Source organism: Stutzerimonas stutzeri KOS6 (assembly GCF_000307775.2).
GTDB lineage: Bacteria > Pseudomonadota > Gammaproteobacteria > Pseudomonadales > Pseudomonadaceae > Stutzerimonas > Stutzerimonas stutzeri_B.
Genome location: NZ_KK020676.1, coordinates 919,305 through 932,932, shown reverse-complemented (window position 1 = coordinate 932,932; position 13,628 = coordinate 919,305). Strand labels below are relative to the sequence as shown.

The window sequence follows — 13,628 nt, the reverse complement described above, 5'->3', positions numbered from 1 at the left end:
ACCCACCCTACAAAGCCATGCCGAACCGTAGGGTGGGCTTTAGCCCACCAGGCGTACTGTCGCGGCTCGCATTGAGTTGTTGAGTCGTCGTCGATGGGCTGAAGCGGAGCGCCGCCCGGCCCACCCTGCAAAGCCATGCCGAACCGTAGGGAGGGCTTCAGCCCACCAGGCGTGCCTCGAATCGCCGCTATAGCCAGAGCGCTTTTCTGCCGACCGGCCTACGCTGCAGGAGAGGAAGACGAAAAGGAGCAACGTCGATGCGCGCCATGCTGCTGGAAAAAACGGGCGAAGCGCTGCAACTACGCGAACTGCCCGAGCCGCAACCGGGGCCCGGCGAGCTGCGCGTGCGGGTGCTGGCCTGCGGCGTCTGCCGCACCGATCTGCACGTGGTCGATGGCGAGCTGCCGCCGGCACCGCTGCCGATCATCCCGGGCCACGAGATCGTCGGTCGGGTCGATGCCCTGGGCGAGGGCGTGACGGGTTTCGAGCTCGGCCAGCGGGTCGGCGTTCCCTGGCTGGGGCATACCTGCGGCACCTGCAGCTACTGCCAGCACGCCGAGGAAAACCTCTGCGACGCGCCGCAGTTCACCGGTTACACGCGGGCGGGCGGCTACGCCGAATACGTGGTCGCCGATGCGCGCTTCACCTTCGACCTTGGCGAGGAAGGCGATGCCGTGGCATTGGCGCCGCTGCTCTGCGCCGGGCTGATCGGCTGGCGTTCACTGGTCAAGGCCGGCGACGGCAAGCGTCTTGGGCTGTACGGCTTCGGTGCGGCGGCGCATATCGTCATGCAGGTGGCGCGCTGGCAGGGGCGCGAGGTTTACGCCTTCAGCCGCCCCGGCGACCGCGCGGCACAGGATTTCGCCCGTTCCCTGGGCGCGGTCTGGGCCGGTGATTCGAGCGAGTTGCCGGCGCTGCCGCTGGATGCGGCGATCATCTACGCGCCGGCCGGCGAGCTGGTACCGGCGGCCTTGCGCGCCGTGCGCAAGGGCGGCCGGGTGGTCTGCGCCGGCATCCACATGAGCGATATCCCGAGCTTCCCCTACGACATCCTCTGGCAGGAGCGCGAGATAGTCTCGGTGGCCAACCTGACCCGCCAGGACGGCCTGGACTTCTTCCCGGTCGCCGCGCAGGTCGGTATCCAAACCGAAACCCATGCCTACCCGCTGGAGCAGGCCAACCAGGCGCTGGATGACCTGCGCCACGGACGTTTCCAGGGCGCGGCGGTGCTGGTGCCCTGAGGCTGGCCCGGGCTGGCGGGCGTCTCAGCCCGCCAGCACCGCATCCACCAGCGCCTTGGCCTCGGCCTGGATGCGCGCCAGGTGCGCCTCGCCCTCGAAGCTTTCGGCGTAGATCTTGTAGACGTCCTCGGTGCCGGACGGCCGCGCGGCGAACCAGCCGTTTTCGGTTTCCACCTTCAGCCCGCCGATCGCCGCGCCGTTGCCCGGTGCCTCGGTGAGGATGCGCGTGATCGGCTGCCCGGCCAGTTCCTTCGCCGTGACCTGCGAGGCCGAGAGCTTGCCCAGGCGCGCCTTCTGCTCGCGATTGGCCGCGGCGTCGATACGCTGGTAGACCGGCGCGCCGAAGCGTTCGGTCAGCGCCTGGTAGCGCTCGCTCGGGTCCCTGCCGGTCACCGCGGTGATCTCCGCGGCGAGCAGGCCGAGGATCAGCCCGTCCTTGTCGGTGGACCAGGCGCCGCCCTGCTTGTCGAGGAACGACGCGCCGGCCGATTCCTCGCCGCCGAAGCCCAGACTGCCATCCAGCAGCCCGTCGACGAACCACTTGAAGCCCACCGGCACTTCCACCAGGCGGCGGCCGATGCCGGCGGCGACGCGGTCGATCATCGACGAAGACACCAGCGTCTTGCCGATGCCGGCCTCGGCGCTCCAGCCCGGGCGATGGGTGAACAGGTATTCGATGGCGACGGCCAGGTAATGGTTGGGGTTCATCAACCCGCCGGAACGGGTGACGATGCCGTGGCGGTCGTGGTCGGTGTCGCAGGCGAAGGCCACGTCGAAGCGGTCCTTGTTCTCGATCAGCCCGGCCATGGCGTACGGCGAGCTGCAGTCCATGCGGATCTTGCCGTCCCAGTCCAGGCGCATGAAGCGGAAGGTCGGGTCGACCACGGTGGACAGCACTTCCAGCGGCAGGCCGAAGCGCTCGGCGATGCGCGGCCAGTAGTGCACACCGGCGCCGCCCAGCGGGTCGACGGCGAATGTCAGGCCCGAGCCGCGGATGGCGTCGAGGTCGATCACCTGCTCCAGCCCGCCGACATAGGCGTCGATGAAATCGAAGCGCTGCGTGGTCGCCGCCTTCAGCGCCTGGCGGTAGTCCATGCGCTTGACGCCGTTGAGCCTGGCGACCAGCAGCGCGTTGGCACGTTCCTGAATCCACTTGGTCACGCCGGTATCGGCCGGGCCGCCATTGCTGGGGTTGTACTTGAAGCCGCCATCGCCCGGCGGGTTGTGCGACGGGGTGATGACGATGCCATCGGCCAGCCCGCCCATGCGCCCCTGGTTGTACCTGAGGATCGCATTGGAAATCGCCGGTGTCGGCGTGTAGCCCGGCTCGCCGCCGGTCTCCGGGCAGCCGGCGTCGATGCGCGTCTCGATGCCGTTGGCCGCCAGCACTTCCAGCGCCGAGATGAACGCCGGTTCGGACAGCGCGTGGGTGTCCATGCCCATGAACAGCGGGCCGTCGATGCCTTCCTGGCGGCGGTAATCGCAGATCGCCTGGGTGGTGGCGAGGATGTGCCACTCGTTGAAGCTGCCCTTGAGCGAGCAGCCGCGGTGCCCGGATGTACCGAATGCCACCTGCTGCGCCGGATCGCTCGGGTCCGGCCGGTCGCTGTAGTAGCGCGACACCAGGCGCGGCAGGTGGGTCAGGCTGTGTACGTCGGGCAGGCGACCTGCGTTGGGGGCGATGCTCATGGGGCTGTCCTTCAGGAATGAGACGATGCGCCGGCCGGTCCGGGCGCGGCGCGAAGCGAATGAAACGCCAGTCGGCGCCATTTATCCAGAGTTTCGACCGCGCCAGCGGCGGCGGTTCCCTGCCCGGCCTTCCTGCCGCGTCGTGCTTGAGCCGAACGCACTCGTCGCCCGGCTGGAACCTCCGTCGAGCCGCCCGTTCTTCTGCTTAGCGGCCCGCATTTGCAGGCCCGTTACCTGGAGCACGAGAACATGAACGTCGACGAACGCATCCGCCAGCGCGCCTACGAGATCTGGCAAGCCGAGGGCCAGCCGGAAGGCCAGGAAACCGAGCACTGGCAGCGTGCCCGGGATGAAGTCGAACCCTTCTACAAGGAAGGCGATGCCGAGGCCGGGAGCATCGAAAGCAGTGTCGCCATTCCGATGCCGAAATCGGGCGGTACCCAATAGCGACGACGGCAGGCTGCGAGGGCGCGACATGGGTTGTCGCGCCCGAAGATGTCGTGCGTTTCCAGCCTTCTCATCCCGTTGCCTGGTGCGCGCCATCGCCGGCCTGGTTGCGCAGAACAATCAGCCTGACGGCCAACCCGGCCCGGCGGCGCTGCGGCAGGAAACCGACGCCCACCGAGCTGTTCAGCGGCAATGGCGCTGAATACCGGCCGTTTGCGCCTGGAAGGCGAGCGTCTGGTCAGTTCGCTGCACTACGCCATTGACAAGGTGACCCTCAACGGCGGCGAAATGAGCGTGCCGGAGTTCCTCGGCTTCGGTACAGAGCGCCGGTCTGCTCGGCCATTAAAGCCGGCTGCGGTACATCCGCATTGTGCCTGGACGGATCGCACATCGCGTCACGCTATTCCGATATTCTCCTACGCACCGTCCGGTTACTGGAACCATCGTCGCCCTTACCGTCTCTGCTGAATATGACTAATGCGCCAGGCCGAGCCGGATGTAGCCGAATCCGGCCTGAAGCACCGGGAGGACGCACGCCCATTCACACCATCCAACCTCTGGCAGATGGAAGCGCCCGGCCGGGGTTTCACTCAAGGGTTCCGCTAGTCCGATGACGCAGACGCTCAACTATCAGGCGATATTCGAAGCCGTTCCCAACCTGCATCTGATCCTCGCGCCTGATCAGGATTTCACCATCCTCGCGGCAAGCGACGCGCAACTGCGTGCCACCAACACGCGCAGGGAAGAGAGCGTCGGCAGGCCGATATTCGACGTATTCCGCAAGAATCCGGACGATCCAACCGAGTTCGGCACCGGCGTGCTGCGCGACTCGCTCGAGCGTGTGCTGCGCAGCCGCGCGCCGGACCGCATGGCGATCACCCGCTATGACATCCCGCGGCCCGCAGCGCAGGGCGGCGGTTTCGAGCTGCGCTACTGGCGGCCGCTGAACGTTCCGGTGCTCGATCAGCGAGGCGAAGTGCTCTACATCATCCACCAGGTCGAAGACGTGACCGAGGAGGTTCAGCGCGAGCACAGCGACAGTCTCAGCCACTTCGAAGAGCGCTTTCGCGCTGCCTTGCTGGCTTCCGGCATCGGCACCTTCACCTGGTTTCTCTGCGATGGCAGCCTCAGCCTGGACAGCTCGCTGGAGCAGATCTTCCATCTGCCACTTGGGCAGCAGGTCACCAGCGTCGATGGCTTCGTCCAGCAGGTCCACCCCGATGACCGAGTGCATCTGCGCCAGGCCTTCGACCACTACGCCAGGGGTGATGACTTCACCGCGGAGTTTCGCCTGATGAATGCCGGCGCGGAACGCTGGCTGGCCTGCAAGGCCAAGGCCTTTCGCGATGCCAACGGCACGCTTGCCTACGTTGCCGGCGCCTGCACCGACATCAGCGCACGCCGGTATGCCGAAGACGCGCTGCGCGTCAGCGAGAACGACCTGCGCCAGCTCAACGAGACCCTCGAAGCGCGGGTGGCCACCGAGGTCACCGAGCGCAGCCGCGCCGAGGAAGCCCTGCGTCAGGCGCAGAAGATGGAAGCCGTCGGCCAGCTCACCGGCGGAATCGCCCACGACTTCAACAACCTGCTGACCGGTATCATCGGCAGCCTCGACCTGATGCAGCGTCGCCATCAGCGTGGCGAGCCGCTGCAACTGGAGCGCTATATCGGCGCTGCCGTGACCTCCGCCCAGCGCGCCGCTGCGCTGACCCAGCGGTTGCTGGCCTTCTCACGGCAACAGGCGCTCGACCTCAGGCCGGTCGACGTCAACCAGCTGGTGGCCTCGCTGGAGGATCTGCTGCACCGCACCACGGGCGAAAACATCACCATCGAGACCCGCCTCAGCGGCGGGCTGCTGCCGGCCTGCATGGATGTGAATCAGCTCGAGACCGCGCTGATCAACCTCGTCATCAATGCGCGAGACGCCATGCCCTACGGCGGTCGGATCACGCTATCGACCGCCAGCTTCACCATGGGCAAGTCACCCGATCCTAAGACGAGCGGCATGGCTGCAGGGGAGTACGTGCTGCTCAGCGTCGTCGACACCGGCACCGGCATGGCGCCGAATGTCATGGCACGGGCCTTCGAGCCGTTCTTCACCACCAAGCCGATCGGCCAGGGCACTGGGCTGGGGCTGTCGATGGTGTATGGCTACATCAAGCAGTCCAAGGGCTACATCCAGATCGAATCCGAGCCGGGCGTCGGCACCCGCGTGCACCTCTACCTACCGGTACACCAGGGCGAAAGCGCTGCCATTGCCGGCCAGCCCGACCACGCGCCTGTTGGCGCTGGCGAAACCATCCTGGTCGTGGAGGATGAGCCGGTCGTGCGCGCGCTGGTGGTCGAAGTGCTGAACGAGCTGGGCTATCAAACGCTGGAGGCTGGCGAAGCCAGCGAAGCGCTGCGTATCACCGAGAGCGGGCAGCGCATCGACCTGCTGATTTCCGACGTCGGCCTGCCTGGCATGAACGGCCGGCAACTGGCCGACATCGCCCGCCAGCAACGCCCCGGCCTGAAAGTGCTGTTCGCCACCGGCTATGCCGAGAGCTTCGCTGCCAACGATTTTCTTGGCCCGGACATGGCGGTGATCACCAAGCCCTTCGCCATCGATGTCCTCGCCAGCAAGGTCGGCGAGATACTCGGCAACGACTGAGGCCTGGCCGGCTACGCGCCCAGGCGCTCGCTGAGATAATCGAGAAAGCAGGCGATGCGCGAGGCCAGCGCGGTGTTGCGGTAATACACCGCGTTGATCGGCTGGCGCATGTCGACGCGCTGGGCGGCCAGCACCTCCAGCAGATCGCCGCGCTGGCGATCCTTCTCCGTCATGAAATCGGACAGGCACGCCAGGCCCTCGCCTGCCAGGGCCAGTTCGCGCACCGTATCGCCGCTGGACGCACTCAGCGCCGGGGTGATCCGCCAGCTTTCACCCAGCGCATGGCGCAGCGGCCAGTCGTTGAGTCGGTCCGGCTCGGTGAAGCCGATCAGGCTGTGCCGCGCCAGGTCCTCGACCTGCTCCGGCGTGCCATGCCGGGCCAGATAGGCCGGGCTGGCCAGTACCCGGCGCATGGTGTGGCAAAGCGGCCGCGCATGCAGGCTGGAGTCAGGCAGCGGGCCGATGCGGATGGCCAGGTCGGTGCGCCGCTCCAGCAGATCGATGATGCGATCGTCGCTGTGCAGTTCCAGCTCGATCAGCGGATAGCGCGCACGGAAGTCGGCCACCAGCGGCACGATCACATGCAGCATGAACGGCGACGCGGTGTTGACCCGCAGGCGCCCGGCCGGTGCCTGTCGGCGCAGGGCCATTTGCTCCTCGGCATCCTCGACGCTGGCCAGAATGCGCCGCGCCTGGGCGAGAAACGCCTCGCCTTCCTCGGTCAGCTCCAGGCGCCGGGTGGTGCGGCGCAGCAGCGTCACCGCGAGCTTGTCCTCCAGCCGGCTCAGCGCCCTGCTGACGCCCGAGGCGGTTTGTCCCAGCTGCTCGGCGGCGGCACTGATGGAACCGGCGTCGACCACGCTGACGAAGGCGAGCATTTCTTCCAGGCTGGTTTTCATTATCTAAATCGCATCAAAGGTGGGCGCGCCGACGAACGCAGCAGGTGCACGCCGACCCCGTGGGAGGCGCGCTCTCGCGGCGATTGCAGGCCTGCCCGAAACCAGCAGCACTGCTCCTCGGCGGATACGGCGGCGTTGTGCATGAGTCTGGCGGGGAAGCGGCAAGTCATCAACCGGACGCGCACAGCCGCGCTGGCAACCGGCGGCGCCGCGCGGCACGCTCAGACGCCCCTTTCGCCTGCCTCCGGCACGTGCACCCCGGCCAGCGTGGAACGGCTGTCGCCAGCGCCATCGGTGATCACGCTGAAACTGCCATCGGTCTCCAGCACCACCGCCTCGATGCCATCCAGCGCGGCCAGCCCCTGACTGCGCGCGGCGGCGCGTACCTCGTCCTCGGTCACCCGCGCCACGCGCATGGCATCGCCGAGAAAGCGCCCGCGAAAGAACAGCAGCGCCGGCTCGCCGGTCACCGTACGCCGCACCCACGCCACCCGCACGCTGGACCAGGTGACCACATACTGCAGCCCGATCAACAGCGCGAACGCCAGCACCCCCTCGGCCAGCGACACATTGCGATTGAGCAGAATCGTCGCGAAGGTCGAGCCCAGCGCCACCGTCACCACCAGATCGAACGCATTCATCTTCGACAACGTCCGCCGCCCCGACAGACGCAACAACAGCACCAGGCTGATATAGGCCAGCACACCGACCACCAGCGTGCGTATCAATGTCGTTCCGCTACTGAAAAACATGCCTTCCACGATCACCTCCGCACATGGGCCATGCAGGGGTAGACCGGGTGCGGGGTCTGGAAGTGCAGCCAGACACGACCGATCGGCCCTTGGAGCGGCACTACAGAATGTGTGGATCAAGCCATCCCACGCTTTACCGTTACGGCAGCCGTGGCTAATGTGCCAGCACGCGCAACCACTGCGCACCCGCTCACGATTTCGCTGCGGCGGCACACGACGAGGCACCCGGCCTGTCACCAAGGAAGGCATAGATGGCGCGATTTTTCCCGGTTCGGTCCCAGTGCCAGTTCGATACCGCTGGCGAGCGTCGCTTTGCCGAGCGACTGGAGAAGCTGCTCGAGGACGACTACCTCTGCTGGAGCAACGTCCCGGTCGGCCCCAAGGCGCGCTATCCCGATTTCGTCGTCCTGCACCCGCGTCGCGGCATCCTCGTGCTGGAGGTCAAGGACTGGAAGCTCGCCACCATCCAGAGCATGACGCACGGGAAAGTCACGCTGCACACTTCAAGCGGCCTTAAGACCGTGGCCAACCCGATGCTGCAGGCGCGCTCCTATGTCGTTGAAGTCGACATGGTGCTGAAGAAGGACCCGCTGCTGCGGCAGAGCAAAAGTTCGCCGCGACCGGGCGAACTGATCATGCCGTGGGGCTGGGGCGTGGTGCTCACCAACATCACCCGCCGCCAGTTCGAACAGACCGACCTGCACGACGTGCTCGACCCACAGCGCGTCATCTTCCAGGACGAAATGACCGAAACGGCGGACCCGGAAGCCTTCCAGCAGCGCTTGTGGAACATGTTCCCCCACGTCTTCCCCTGCACCCTGACGCTGCCGCAGATCGACCGTGTGCGTTATCACCTCTACCCGGAAGTGCGTGTCTGCAACGTACCCGGCCAGTTCGGTCTGTTCGTCGAAAGCGATGCGCCCATCCCGAGCCTGATCAAGGTCATGGATCTGCAACAGGAGCAATTGGCTCGTTCGCTGGGCGAAGGCCACCGCGTCATCCACGGCGCGGCCGGCAGCGGCAAGACCATGATCCTTGGCTACCGCTGCGAGCAGTTGGCCAAGGTCTCGCCCAAGCCGATTCTGGTGCTCTGCTTCAATCGCTCGCTCGCCGGGCGCTTGCGCCAGGTGCTTGTGGAAAAAGGGCTGGGTGAAAAAGTCACCGTGCAGCACTTCCATGGCTGGTGCTCGGAGATGCTGACGACCTACAACGTCGATAAACCGAAATGGAGCCCGTCCGCAGCGAAGTACGCTGCCGAACAGGTGGAGAAGACCATCGCAGGCGTCGACCACGATCAGATCCCGCGCGCGCAATACTCCGCCGTGCTGATCGACGAAGGCCACGACTTCGCACCCGAGTGGTTCAAGCTCATCGTGCAGATGGTCGACCCGGCGACCAATTCGCTGCTGGTGCTCTACGACGACGCCCAGTCCATCTACCGCGGCAAGGGCAAGAAGACCGGACTGGACTTCAGCTTCGCCAGCGTCGGCATCCAGGCCCAGGGCCGCACCACCATCCTCAAGCTCAACTACCGCAACACGCTGGAAGTGCTCTCGGTCGCCCGCGCCTTCGCCACCGAACTGCTCTCCGGCCGTGATGCCGGCGAAGACGGCGTGCCCATCATCGTCCCCGAAAGCGCCGGCCGCCGCGGCGCCTTCCCCGAACTCATCCACTGCGAAGGCCATTGGCAGGAATGGGACTGCCTCGTTACCCGCATCCGCGACGAACTGGCCAACGGCCGCGTACTGAGCGACATGGCGATCATCTATCGCAGCAGCTCCCAGGCTCAGGCAGCCGAACATGCCTTGGCGCAGGCGGGTATCGCTTATGCCTCCGGCGCCAGCTCAAAAGCCCGCAGCGAACTCTACGGCAGTGAAGACAGCGTGAAGATCGTCAGCATGCACTCCAGCAAAGGGCTGGAATTCGGGCTGGTCCTGATACCGGGCCTCGGCGAAATGCCAAAGAAGGGCGAGGCCGAAGCGGATGAAGCGCGGTTGCTGTATGTGGCGATGACGCGGGCGATCGATCGGTTGGTGATGACGTATCAGACGCATTCGGATTTTACGAGAAGGGTGCAGGAGGCGATTGGCGGGGTGAGGGAGGGGCTTGGGGTGATGCGCGAGGGTTGTGCATGAGCAAGGAATAAATCTGTCCTCTTTTCGCCCTTTTTGCGAAAGCCCGCTCTCTAACCATACGTTAACCCCAGCACGCATCTAAGTAAGTCGAGACTCTTAGCATGTTATTCAAGTATCTACCTCCTGAGCGAATTGATGTGCTACGACAATCGAGAATAAGGTTCACACCATTACTCTCACTGAATGACCCATTCGAGCACTCCATGAAAATTGGAGAATATGAGTATTCCATACAGCCAGAACTTTGCACCAATGCCACCAGATTTGTTTCATTATCAAGAAACAATAAAAATTTACTAATGTGGTCGCATTATGCTGACTCCCACAAGGGATTTTGCATTGGATTTAGTAGGCAACATAATTACTTCAAAGCAGCAGAAAGCGTACGTTATCGTCGCTACCGTTCCAACCTTAATGGGGCAAGCATAGATTCAACAACACCTGACAGCATCGCAAAGATGGTAGCTTTGGAAAAAGCCATCGATTGGGCGTACGAGGAAGAAGAACGTCTCTTCCTAGACGATGTAAAAATAAATTCTCAAACGGTAGGTATTGACCTTTGGGGGCAGGAAATTCTCCTAAACAAATTCCCTCAAAGTGCTATTGCCTCAATTTATTTTGGACTGCGCGCTGACGAAAGCCTGAAAAATGAAGCGCTGAGCATTGCGAAGCAGAAAAATCTTAAGATTGATTTTTTTCAAGCAAAGAAGAAAGTAAATGAATTTGCAATTGAGTTTTGCCAAATTAATAAAGGAATATAACAACTTTCCAAGCCAGTTCTAACTGGGACGGGATAAAAGCCTGCCCCTTTAACCAACGTTAGAAGCCAGAGGACTGCCAACCCTACGGTGCGTGTGGGCAATGCTTGTTTACCGGCGCTGAAGACTGCGGATGACGGGGCGGCTTGTGGGGTGGCTTGGACGCAACGCGTGGAAAAGGCTTCGCCGTTTTTCCACCCCAGGCAATGCGCGGTGTCGGCAGAGGAGGCGGAGGGGCGTAGGGTGGACAACGCTCCGCTTGTCCACCAATGCGAATCGACGGGCAGGGCATGTGGTTGGCGAAACGCTCGCGGGCTCTGGGCGTCCAACCGGGATGCCGCGCCCGAGCGGTCGTATTCGAGAATGACGCCCGCCCACCTCGCCACAAAGCAGACCTCCCCATGCTGTTCCGCCGTTTCGAAAACCTGATCGATGTCTTCAAGCCCAGCCCGGACGTTGCGCCGCCGGCCGGGATGCTGCGCTTCTATGCGCATTACCTGAAGCAGGTCTGGCCGTTGATGACCGCCGTGCTGGTGGTCGGCTTTTTCGCGGCGCTGATCGAGGTGGCGCTGTTCAGCTTTCTCGGGCAGTTGATCGATATGGCCCAGGCGACCGATGACGCGCGGACCTTCTTTGCCGAGCACCGCAACGAGTTGCTGTGGATGGCGGCGGTGGCGCTGGTGATTCGGCCGCTGGTGTTCGGCCTGCACAACCTGCTGACGCATCAGGCGATCAACCCGGGGCTGACCAATCTGATCCGCTGGCAGAACCACCGCTACGTGCTCAAGCAGAGCCTGAATTTCTTCCAGAACGATTTCGCCGGGCGCATCGCCCAGCGGGTGATGCAGACCGGGCCGTCGCTGCGCGATTCGGCCATGCAGGTGATCGATGCGCTGTGGCATGTGGTGGTCTATGCCGGCAGCGCGCTGTACCTGTTCGCCGCCGCCGACCTGCGGCTGATCGTGCCGTTGCTGCTGTGGATCGTCGGCTACAGCGCCGCGCTCTGGTACTTCGTGCCGCGTATCCGCGCGCGTTCGGCGGCGGCGTCGGCGGCGCGTTCGAAGGTGATGGGGCGGGTGGTGGACGGCTACAGCAACGTCGCCACGCTCAAGCTGTTCGCCCATTCGCGGGAGGAGGAGAGCTACGCCCGCGAGGCGATGCAGGAGCTGCTCGGCAAGTTCCGCCTGCAGTCGCGCGTGATCACCAGCCTGGATTTCCTCATCACCTGCATGAACGGCCTGTTGATCGTCGGCACCGGCGCGCTGGCGCTGTGGTTGTGGAGCGAGGCGCTGATCAGCACCGGCGCCATCGCGCTGGCGCTGGGCCTGGTGATCCGCATCAACAACATGGCTGAGTGGATCATGTGGGTGGTCAACGGCATCTTCGAGAACGTCGGCACCGTGCAGGACGGCATGAAGAGCATCGTCCGGCCGCGTGATGTGCTCGACCCCGAGGACGCCAAGCCGCTCAAGGTGGCGCAGGGCGCCGTGCGCTTCGAGGATGTGCATTTCCATTACGGCAAAAGCGGCGGGGTGATCAGCGGGCTGAGCATCGACATTCGCCCGGGCGAGAAGATCGGCCTGGTCGGGCCGTCGGGTGCGGGCAAGTCAACGCTGGTCAACCTGCTGCTGCGCCTCTACGACCTGGAGAGCGGGCGCATCCTCATCGACGGGCAGAACGTCGCCGAGGTCAGCCAGGAAAGCCTGCGCGCCAATATCGGCGTGGTCACCCAGGACACCTCGCTGCTGCACCGTTCGATCCGCGACAACCTGCGCTACGGCAAACCCGACGCCACGGAAGAAGCACTCTGGGCCGCGGCACGCAAGGCCCGTGCGGATGAGTTCATCAAGACCCTGGACGACAGCCAGGGTGGCAAGGGCTTCGAGGCGATGGTCGGCGAGCGCGGCGTGAAGCTCTCCGGCGGTCAACGGCAGCGCATCGCCATCGCCCGGGTGCTGCTCAAGGATGCGCCGATCCTGGTGCTCGACGAAGCCACTTCGGCGCTGGATTCGGAGGTCGAGGCGGCGATTCAGGAGAGCCTGGATACGCTGATGGAAGGCAAGACGGTGATCGCCATCGCGCACCGGCTGTCGACCATCGCCCGTATGGATCGGCTGGTGGTGATCGACCAGGGCCAGGTGATCGAGACCGGCACCCACGCCGAGCTGATCGCCCGCGGCGGCCTCTATGCGCGGCTGTGGCAACATCAGACCGGTGGCTTTGTCGGGGTGGATTGAGGGCCGGCGCGCGCCGAGCGCTGAACCCTTGTCCGCCGCACCCACTCGTACCTTTAGCCGCCGTTATTTACTGAGAGGAAGTCCGCCATGACTGATAGACAAGCCAGCGTTCGCCACGACGCCGCGCAGCAGCGCTACGAGTTGCTGGTCGAAGGCCAGCCACTCGGTGTCGCCGCGTACAGCGAGCAGGGCGAGCAGATGGTCTTCACCCATACCGAGGTCGACCCCAGCCTGTCCGGGCAGGGCCTGGGCAGTGTGCTGGCCAAGGGCGCGCTGGAAGATGCACGACGCCGTGACAAGCGGGTGGTGCCGCAGTGCGAATTCATCGCCAGGTACATCGAGCGGCACGAGGAATGGCAGGATCTGGTCGATCCGGTCTGACTCGGCTGCCAGCTCTTCGATTCTGTGTCGGTCGGGCGGTCTCGCCAGAGCCTAGACAGCCACCGGGAGACATCTGCATGAGCACTTCCAGCAATCTGTTTTGGGCCGCCCTGGCGATCGGCGCGGTGACTGGTATGCGCAGCCTGTTGGCGCCGACGATGGTCAGCCGGGCGTTGACGGTCGGCAGCGCCGGCTTGCGGCGGGCATTGGCTTCGGGTCGGTAGGGTGGGCTTCAGCCCACCGGGGATTCCAGGCTGGTGATGGTGGGCTGGTGACGGTGGGCTGAAGCCCACCCTACGGTGCTGTCGGTGCTGTCGGTGCGGCGGCAGCGCTGGTCAATGTGGCACTCGGCCTGGCCGAGGAGGGCCGGGCGTTGACGGTCGGCAGCGCCGGCTTGCGGCGGGCATTGGCCTCGGATCGGTAGGGTGGGCTTCAG

12 protein-coding genes and 1 pseudogene are annotated in these 13,628 nt (G+C 64.6%); 9 read left to right on the top strand and 4 right to left on the bottom strand.

Going from position 1 to position 13,628, the window contains the following annotated elements:
- The first annotated feature begins 257 nt into the window (after positions 1 to 257).
- Positions 258 to 1,241, top strand: a complete 984-nt coding sequence (locus B597_RS32570; RefSeq protein ID WP_003291782.1) for a zinc-dependent alcohol dehydrogenase family protein — start codon at positions 258 to 260, stop codon at positions 1,239 to 1,241.
- A 24-nt stretch (positions 1,242 to 1,265) separates the two neighbouring features.
- On the opposite strand, the gene pgm is transcribed toward B597_RS32570, so the two are convergent.
- Positions 1,266 to 2,930: a phosphoglucomutase (alpha-D-glucose-1,6-bisphosphate-dependent) gene (pgm, locus tag B597_RS32565; protein WP_024161894.1), complete on the bottom strand. Its 1,665-nt coding sequence runs from the start codon at positions 2,928 to 2,930 to the stop codon at positions 1,266 to 1,268.
- A 249-nt stretch (positions 2,931 to 3,179) separates the two neighbouring features.
- Between pgm and B597_RS32560 the strand changes: the two genes are divergently transcribed.
- The 3 genes from B597_RS32560 to B597_RS32550 all read left to right on the top strand — a co-directional run bounded on the left by B597_RS32560 (position 3,180) and on the right by B597_RS32550 (position 6,030).
- A complete protein-coding gene (locus tag B597_RS32560; RefSeq protein ID WP_003291780.1) occupies positions 3,180 to 3,377 on the top strand; it encodes a DUF2934 domain-containing protein in 198 nt (65 codons plus the stop codon).
- 192 nt (positions 3,378 to 3,569) lie between these two features.
- On the top strand, positions 3,570 to 3,845 hold the full coding sequence (locus B597_RS47580; RefSeq protein WP_003291779.1) for a hypothetical protein: 276 nt from the start codon (positions 3,570 to 3,572) through the stop codon (positions 3,843 to 3,845).
- 142 nt (positions 3,846 to 3,987) lie between these two features.
- Positions 3,988 to 6,030: an ATP-binding protein gene (locus B597_RS32550; RefSeq protein WP_003291778.1), complete on the top strand. Its 2,043-nt coding sequence runs from the start codon at positions 3,988 to 3,990 to the stop codon at positions 6,028 to 6,030.
- Positions 6,031 to 6,041: 11 nt separating this feature from the next.
- Here the strand turns inward: B597_RS32550 and B597_RS32545 are convergent, their stop codons facing one another.
- The gene (locus tag B597_RS32545; RefSeq protein WP_003291776.1) at positions 6,042 to 6,929 is read right to left on the bottom strand and encodes a LysR family transcriptional regulator; all 888 of its coding nucleotides are present in this window, start codon (positions 6,927 to 6,929) and stop codon (positions 6,042 to 6,044) included.
- A gap of 221 nt (positions 6,930 to 7,150) precedes the next feature.
- Positions 7,151 to 7,690, bottom strand: coding sequence for a DUF421 domain-containing protein (locus B597_RS32540; protein WP_003291775.1), 540 nt, complete (start codon positions 7,688 to 7,690; stop codon positions 7,151 to 7,153).
- Between the two features lie 242 nt (positions 7,691 to 7,932).
- Between B597_RS32540 and B597_RS32535 the strand changes: the two genes are divergently transcribed.
- The 5 genes and pseudogenes from B597_RS32535 to B597_RS46340 form a co-directional block, all read left to right on the top strand.
- Positions 7,933 to 9,816, top strand: a complete 1,884-nt coding sequence (locus B597_RS32535; protein WP_003291774.1) for a 3'-5' exonuclease — start codon at positions 7,933 to 7,935, stop codon at positions 9,814 to 9,816.
- A gap of 203 nt (positions 9,817 to 10,019) precedes the next feature.
- Positions 10,020 to 10,577, top strand: a complete 558-nt coding sequence (locus tag B597_RS46345; protein WP_192939395.1) for a DUF2971 domain-containing protein — start codon at positions 10,020 to 10,022, stop codon at positions 10,575 to 10,577.
- A 398-nt stretch (positions 10,578 to 10,975) separates the two neighbouring features.
- Positions 10,976 to 12,811: an ABC transporter ATP-binding protein gene (locus B597_RS32525; RefSeq protein WP_003291772.1), complete on the top strand. Its 1,836-nt coding sequence runs from the start codon at positions 10,976 to 10,978 to the stop codon at positions 12,809 to 12,811.
- A gap of 87 nt (positions 12,812 to 12,898) precedes the next feature.
- Positions 12,899 to 13,192: a GNAT family N-acetyltransferase gene (locus B597_RS32520; protein WP_003291771.1), complete on the top strand. Its 294-nt coding sequence runs from the start codon at positions 12,899 to 12,901 to the stop codon at positions 13,190 to 13,192.
- Positions 13,193 to 13,269: 77 nt separating this feature from the next.
- Positions 13,270 to 13,371: pseudogene (locus B597_RS46340) on the top strand (DUF4126 domain-containing protein); the annotation flags it as partial.
- A 53-nt stretch (positions 13,372 to 13,424) separates the two neighbouring features.
- On the opposite strand, the gene B597_RS47575 reads toward B597_RS46340, so the two are convergent.
- Positions 13,425 to 13,628: hypothetical protein (locus B597_RS47575; protein ID WP_031323344.1), on the bottom strand; the 204-nt coding region annotated here is incomplete at its 5' end.

Excerpts from the sequence above, each read along its gene's own strand:
- B597_RS32570 (WP_003291782.1), top strand. The coding sequence starts at position 258 with ATGCGCGCCATGCTGCTGGAAAAAACGGGCGAAGCGCTGCAACTACGC.
- pgm (WP_024161894.1), bottom strand. The coding sequence starts at position 2,930 with ATGAGCATCGCCCCCAACGCAGGTCGCCTGCCCGACGTACACAGCCTG.
- B597_RS32560 (WP_003291780.1), top strand. The coding sequence starts at position 3,180 with ATGAACGTCGACGAACGCATCCGCCAGCGCGCCTACGAGATCTGGCAA.
- B597_RS47580 (WP_003291779.1), top strand. The coding sequence starts at position 3,570 with ATGGCGCTGAATACCGGCCGTTTGCGCCTGGAAGGCGAGCGTCTGGTC.
- B597_RS32550 (WP_003291778.1), top strand. The coding sequence starts at position 3,988 with ATGACGCAGACGCTCAACTATCAGGCGATATTCGAAGCCGTTCCCAAC.
- B597_RS32545 (WP_003291776.1), bottom strand. The coding sequence starts at position 6,929 with ATGAAAACCAGCCTGGAAGAAATGCTCGCCTTCGTCAGCGTGGTCGAC.
- B597_RS32535 (WP_003291774.1), top strand. The coding sequence starts at position 7,933 with ATGGCGCGATTTTTCCCGGTTCGGTCCCAGTGCCAGTTCGATACCGCT.
- B597_RS46345 (WP_192939395.1), top strand. The coding sequence starts at position 10,020 with ATGAAAATTGGAGAATATGAGTATTCCATACAGCCAGAACTTTGCACC.
- B597_RS32525 (WP_003291772.1), top strand. The coding sequence starts at position 10,976 with ATGCTGTTCCGCCGTTTCGAAAACCTGATCGATGTCTTCAAGCCCAGC.
- B597_RS32520 (WP_003291771.1), top strand. The coding sequence starts at position 12,899 with ATGACTGATAGACAAGCCAGCGTTCGCCACGACGCCGCGCAGCAGCGC.